Origin of the sequence: Sphingomonas echinoides ATCC 14820, from assembly GCF_000241465.1 — a bacterium.
Classification (GTDB): domain Bacteria; phylum Pseudomonadota; class Alphaproteobacteria; order Sphingomonadales; family Sphingomonadaceae; genus Sphingomonas; species Sphingomonas echinoides.
Window position 1 is genome coordinate 3,989,355 of record NZ_JH584235.1, and the last position, 6,197, is coordinate 3,995,551.

Here is a 6,197-nt window from a genome sequence, read left to right on the forward strand (position 1 = left end):
AATAGGCGGCAGAAAATCGTTAGTCAGCATGCGTCCAAACGCGTTCAAAGCGCGTTCAGTCGCCGCCGCGCATCTCGCGTCGCTTGACGGTCGAACCGGCGGCGCTAGGAGCAAAGCCAGTATTCCGCCGCGCCAGCGACGCTTGAGGAGAGTCCTGAAATGAAGATGGTTTCGAAAATCGCCCTGACGGCAACGCTCGTCATTGGGTTGAACGGTGCCGCCCTGGTCGCCCCCGCGATCGCCAAGAAGAAGGAAGAGGCCGCCCCGGCGACGCCGACGATTTCGGCACCGGCGCGTGCTGCCGCCGTCGAAGCGCAAACCGCGCTGGCCGCGACGCCCAAGGATCTCGCCAAGGCCGAGACCGCGCTCAACACGCTCGATACCGTGGCCAAGAGCGATTATGAGCGGTACCTCGCCTCGGGCCTGCGCCTGTCGCTGATCAACGCGCAGACGCAAGGCCAGCCCGAAGCGGCCCGCATCGCCGCGCTTACCCCGCCGCTCGACGCGCTGATCGCCAATCCGGCGACGCCGAAGGCCGAGCTCGGCAACCGCTATAACTCGCGCGCCGGCTTTGCCTATTCGAACAAGGACTATGCCAAGGCGGTGGAGTATTTCACCAAGGCCAAGGACCTTGGCTATACCGACGACGATCTGCTGCTCAACATCGCGCGCGCCAAGGTCGATGCGGGTGATGTGAAGGGCGGTATCGCCGATCTGGGAGCCGCTGTGCAGGCCGAAAAAGCCAAGGGCAAGAAGGCTCCCGAATCCTGGTATAAATATGCCTTCACTCGCCTCGGCAAAGCGGGCGACCAGGAAGGGGCCGATTCGTGGACCGCAGCCTGGCTGACCGAATATGGCACCAAGGAAAATTGGCGCGGCGCGATCTACACCTTCGGCTTCCAGGGCCCGGCAGCGGCGAAGTACAGCAAGAATCGCGTCGATCTGTATCGGTTGCTGTGGGCAACCAAGAGCCAGACCGGCCAGCGCGAATATATCGATTATGCCGATGCCGCGATCAACGTCGGCTTGCCCAATGAAGCCAAGACGGTGATCGACGAAGGCTTTGCCAACAATTCGATCCCCAAGGGCAATATCACGGCGACGGAGGAACTGACTCGCGCCAAGACCGGCATCGCCGGCGCGACCTCGCTCGCGATTAAGGAAAAGAACGCCCAGGCTGCCCCCAAGGGCGATCTCGCCCAGCAGGCGGGGGACGCCTATTTCGGCACCCGCAATTACGCCAAGGCGATCGAGATGTACCGCCTGGCCGAGACCAAGGGCGCGCCCGACGCCGACCGCAACAATCTGCACCTCGGCATGGCGCTGGCGCTGTCGGGCGATCGCGCCGAGGCCAAGGCGGTTCTCGCCAAGGTCGCTGCCGACCCCAACAAGGCGATCGCACGGTTGTGGACGGTGTTTGTGGACACGCCGCCGACGGCCTGATCGCGGGTTCTTTGCCACGAAACGAGACGGAGAGGGCGGCCTGCGGGTCGCCCTTTTTCGTAGTGGGCAGTTGCCAGCCTATTTTAAGGTCTTTGGGTCCATCGAGAGCAGGCCGAGAACCAAGATCGCTACAAGAGCGCCAATAGGGTAAGCATATACGGCATCGCCGTCCCCTGGTTTGACGGCGCTCGCCGCGCCGATGACGATCCCACCCGCAGCCAAGCTTGCGAGCGACGCGATCGCTTTTACGGTTAGGGTTTCAGATCGTTGGACAAACGTCCAGATCAACCAGCCGACGATGATACCTAGGCAGGTCGACGCCATGTAAGGGAGGATCATATCCGACGCTCCTTCTGAAATTGTGACGGTTCAGTAGGTCATCAATCGATTGGCAATGCAAATTTAATTTAGATAGCCGCCGGGAAGATCAATCGCCTGATAATATAACATGCTCATGAAAAAATCGCTTGTCAGCGCGATATCATTTTCAATTTATTAGCGATTTGCAAGTTTTTCGCGTTTAAAAACCATCACCCCGCGCGGATCGGAATGCCCGGAAGCGATTTGGCGGTGCGGATCGTCAGTGAGGTCTTGACGCTCGCCACATTGGGGGCGGGCGTCAGGTGGGTCATCAGGATTTCCTGGAAACTCTTCAAGTCGCCCGCGACGATCTTCAGGATGAAGTCGATCTCGCCATTCAGCATGTGGCATTCGCGCACTTCGGGAATGGTGGCGACATGCTCCTCGAACGCGGCGAGATCATGCTCGGCCTGGCTGCGCAGCGACACCATCGCGAACACGGTAATCGGATAACCAAGGGTGGCGGGATCGATCTCGGCGTGGTAGCCGCGGATCGCACCGGCTTCCTCCAGCGCGCGCACGCGGCGCAGGCAGGGGGGGGCGGTCAGCCCGACGCGCTCGGCCAGTTCGACATTGGTCATTCGTCCGTCGTCCTGAAGCAGTTCCAGAATACGGCGGTCGATCGAATCGAATGTCATTACGTAATGCTCCTGGGTAACGCGCGTTTCGCATTGCCATCTTGCAGTTGCCTATAAGATAATTACTACGGAACGCAATTGTCCCACATTGCGACGGTGCCAAATCTCGGGGTTACGCGGGGCCTTTGCGCCGGTTAAGAATCCGTTACGACACATGAGCCGTTACGACGCATGGGGACGTCGCGATTTTGGGGACAGAAGAGCTTGCGGTTCGACGACAGCCTGGAGACGGTTCTTTCGGCAGACATGTCGACCGCTTTTGGCGCGCAATCCACATGGCGGCAGTTGGTCGATCTGATCGGGCGCGGTCGGGCTGCGGCAAGCGATGCTGCGATCGCCCGTTTGCGCCTGATTCGCGGTGACGTGCCGCCGATGGTGCGCTCCGCCAGCGCACGCGGGCTGGTCTTCGCCAGCCCCCCGCTCCCCTTGGTTGCGGTGTTTGCCGAGGATGATCTGTCGATCGCGGCTCCGGTATTGCGAACCGCGCGTCTTTCTGTCGCCGAATGGACCAGCTTGTTGCCGCGCCTGTCGCCGGCCGCGCGGTCGATCCTGCGCCACCGGCGCGATCTGCCGCGCGCGGTGCACAGGGCGCTGGAAAGTTTCGGCAGCGTCGATTTCGTGCTCCATGCCCCGACCGAGCCCGAACAGGCCGCAGCGCCGCCGCCCCAACTCCACCCGCAGCCCGCGCCCGGTCCCGAAGCGGCGGCCGAACCCGTCCCGCCCGTTGAGGCCGCGCCGGACCAGCCCGACGCGGTGGCAGACCCAGTCCTGGTGCCCCCAGAATTGCCCGAAGCCGCCCCACCGATTGCGCCGCGGTCGTCCTTCGTATCGATCGCCGCCGTCGCGGCGGGGTTGCCGGTGGTCGCCGAGGCGTTGCGCCGCGCCGATCACGCGGCCGTGCCTTCTGCGGCCCCGCCACCGGCCGCAGAGGTCACCGCACCGATCGCGTTTGTGCGGCCGCCCCCACCGGCATCGCCGCCCGAAACCGGTCCCTTCCAGATCGCCGAACTGGTCGCGCGAATCGATGCCTATCAGCGCCAACGCGAGGAGACGCCGTCGGGCCCGCCGCGTCTCGAAATACAGCCCGAATTGTTCGCGACCGAGCCGCACCAGGCCGAGAGCTTTCGCTTTGAAACCGACGCCAATGGCATCGTCCGCTGGATCGAGGGGGCGGCGCGGGCGCCGTTGATCGGCCTGTCGTTCGACCTGTCGCCCGCGACGCAGGGCGCGCAGGTGGACGGTGTGGTGGCGGGGGCGTTTCGGCGGCGTGCCGGTTTTGCCAACGCCCGGTTGGTGGTGGATGGCCATTCGGATGCGGCCGGCCAGTGGCGCATCACCGGGATTCCGGTGTTCGACCGGGTGAGCGGGCGCTTCACCGGCTATCGCGGTACCGCCCGACGCCCGCGCGCCGACGAAACCGCCGAGCCCACGCGCGAACTGCGCAATCCCGCCGCCGATGCGCTGCGCCAATTGGTGCACGAACTGCGGACCCCGACCAATGCCATTGCGGGCTTTGCCGAAATGATCGAATCGCAGATGCTGGGTCCGGTCCCGGCCGCCTATCGCGCGCATGCGGCGGCGATTCGGACTCAGTCGAGCGGCCTGCTGACCGCGATCGACGATATCGACATGGCCGCCCGAATCGAAACGCATGCGCTCGATCTGCGGACCGGCGATGTCCCGGTCGCGCCGCTGCTGGCGCGGATCCTGAACGATCTTGCGCCGCTCGCAACGCTTCGAGGGAGTTCGCTCGAACAGCATGTCTGCGACGAATCGCTCACGATCCTGGGCGATGACCGGGCGGTGGAGCGGCTGGTGGCGCGGTTGATGGCGACGCTGGTGGCATCGGGCAGCGCAGGCGAGCGGATTGGCGTCGCGGCGGCGCGCGACGATGCTGCCATCTCGATCGTGTTCGATCGGCCCAGGGCGCTCGCCGCTTATGCCGAGGAGAGTTTGCTCACGATCGATGCCGAAGCGGAGGCGGAGCGCGAGGGTGCGCCGTTGCTCGGCACCGGCTTTGCGCTGCGGCTGGCGCGCAATCTGGCCGCCGAACTGCGCGGCAGCTTGACCATTGGCGACAAGGCCTTGACTTTGCGCCTGCCCGCCGCGTCTCTTGCCGGGATGGAGCAGGTTTCTTCCAACTGATCGTGGCGACGCCCGATCCTGCCGCAGCGTTTCGTCCGCTTGCCCCCGCGCGCGCCGATCTGGTCGCGTGGCCCGATGCGTTCGGCACGCGCTTCATCGTGTTCGTCGATACCGAAGAGGAATTTGACTGGGCCGCGCCGCTGACCCGCGACGGCCATGCGGTGTCGGCGGTGGCGGCGATTCCCGCAGCCCACCGCTGGTTCGCCGATCACGGCGTGCCCCTGACCTATATGGTCGATTATCCGATCGTGTCGGACGCGCGCGCGGTCGATGTGCTGCGTGCCGCCTGTGCGGATGGGGTCTCGGCGATCGGCACCCAACTCCATGGCTGGGTCAATCCGCCCTTCGAAGAGGCGCTGACCTCGCGCAACAGCTATGTCGGGAACCTGCCGCGCCCGCTCGAAGCGGCGAAGATCGATTGCCTCACCGACGCCATCACCGCAGCCTTTGGCACCCGTCCGGTCGCATATCGCGCCGGGCGCTACGGCATTGGCCCGCATACCCTCGGCTTGCTCGCGGAGCGCGGGTACCGCCTCGATAGCTCGATGCGCGCGCGCTATAGCTATGCGGCGGACGGCGGGCCCGATTTCTCGGAGATTGGCAATGCGGCCTTTCATGTCGGCCCGGACGGCGGCTTGGTCGAGCTGCCGCTGACCACGGTATATACGGGCCTGTTGCGGCAACGGGGAGCAGCAGGATTGTATCGTGCCCTGGGCCACGTGCCGAAGGGACGCGGCCTGTTCGCCCGCACCCACATGCTCGCGCGCGTCGCGCTGACGCCTGAAGATATGCCGCAGCACGATGCGCTGGAGGCGATTGCGGTGGCGGTGGGGGAGGGGGTGCGCGTGCTGAACTTCTCGTTTCACTCGCCGTCGCTGGTGCCCGGGAATACCCCGTATGTGCGCGACGCGGCGGATCTGGCGGCCTTTTATGGCTGGTGGGAAGCGATTTTGGGCGATCTGGCGCGACGCGGGATCGCCGCCGCTTCGCTCGATCAGGTGATTGCAGCGGCGCACGCACGCCGCTAACGAAGGCGCGGGGGCCTGTAGCTCAACTGGTTAGAGCTGGCCGCTCATAACGGCTAGGTTGCGGGTTCAAGTCCTGCCGGGCCCACCATGTCGCACCGTTTTCGATGGGCGTGGCGATTGGATCGTAAGCGCGCGCTTGCGCTTACGATCCAGCCCGCCTAAGCGACGACACCGTCGGGGAGTGGCGCAGTCCGGTAGCGCGCCTGCTTTGGGAGCAGGATGTCGCAGGTTCGAATCCTGTCTCCCCGACCATCCCCCTTTCTCGTGCATCTCTTGTGGCTGGCGGCTGGCGCTTCGCGGTCGGCTTTCGCTCTGCACACGGCCGTGCGGACAGCGCAGCGCCGATTCAGCATATGCAGTGCAGGGGCGGTCGATCGCGCGTCGTATATACCCCGGCAATCGGCGGCCCGGCGAAGCTCTCCCAATCACGATTCGGTCCGCGACGGCGTCGGACACGCTTTCAAACCTTGCCGAGCAGCGCGCGGGGCGGTCGTGCGGCGTCTGAAATCTCTGCGAAGAATGGCCAATTTCCGCCATTTGTCATCGGACGCAAGCCGCACTCGATGTCGTTTTGACGCCTAAC

General features: G+C 64.7%; 5 protein-coding genes and 2 tRNA genes. 5 read left to right on the plus strand and 2 right to left on the minus strand.

Annotated elements, in window-relative coordinates:
- Positions 1-159: 159 nt before the first annotated feature.
- Positions 160-1,443, plus strand: coding sequence for a hypothetical protein (locus ON00_RS18455; RefSeq protein ID WP_010408590.1), 1,284 nt, complete (start codon positions 160-162; stop codon positions 1,441-1,443).
- A 78-nt stretch (positions 1,444-1,521) separates the two neighbouring features.
- Here the strand turns inward: ON00_RS18455 and ON00_RS18460 are convergent, their stop codons facing one another.
- Together ON00_RS18460 and ON00_RS18465 are read right to left on the minus strand one after the other, a co-directional pair.
- Positions 1,522-1,782: a hypothetical protein gene (locus tag ON00_RS18460; protein WP_010408592.1), complete on the minus strand. Its 261-nt coding sequence runs from the start codon at positions 1,780-1,782 to the stop codon at positions 1,522-1,524.
- Between the two features lie 191 nt (positions 1,783-1,973).
- Positions 1,974-2,441: an Lrp/AsnC family transcriptional regulator gene (locus tag ON00_RS18465; RefSeq protein ID WP_010408594.1), complete on the minus strand. Its 468-nt coding sequence runs from the start codon at positions 2,439-2,441 to the stop codon at positions 1,974-1,976.
- Between the two features lie 204 nt (positions 2,442-2,645).
- Between ON00_RS18465 and ON00_RS18470 the strand changes: the two genes are divergently transcribed.
- The 4 genes from ON00_RS18470 to ON00_RS18485 all read left to right on the plus strand — a co-directional run bounded on the left by ON00_RS18470 (position 2,646) and on the right by ON00_RS18485 (position 5,866).
- Positions 2,646-4,586 (plus strand): histidine kinase dimerization/phospho-acceptor domain-containing protein, encoded by a 1,941-nt coding sequence (locus tag ON00_RS18470; RefSeq protein WP_010408595.1) that lies wholly within the window; start codon positions 2,646-2,648, stop codon positions 4,584-4,586.
- A 2-nt stretch (positions 4,587-4,588) separates the two neighbouring features.
- On the plus strand, positions 4,589-5,614 hold the full coding sequence (locus ON00_RS18475) for a polysaccharide deacetylase family protein (protein ID WP_010408597.1): 1,026 nt from the start codon (positions 4,589-4,591) through the stop codon (positions 5,612-5,614).
- A gap of 11 nt (positions 5,615-5,625) precedes the next feature.
- Positions 5,626-5,702 (plus strand) — tRNA-Ile (locus ON00_RS18480).
- Between the two features lie 87 nt (positions 5,703-5,789).
- A tRNA-Pro gene (locus tag ON00_RS18485) sits at positions 5,790-5,866 on the plus strand.
- Positions 5,867-6,197 lie beyond the last annotated feature (331 nt).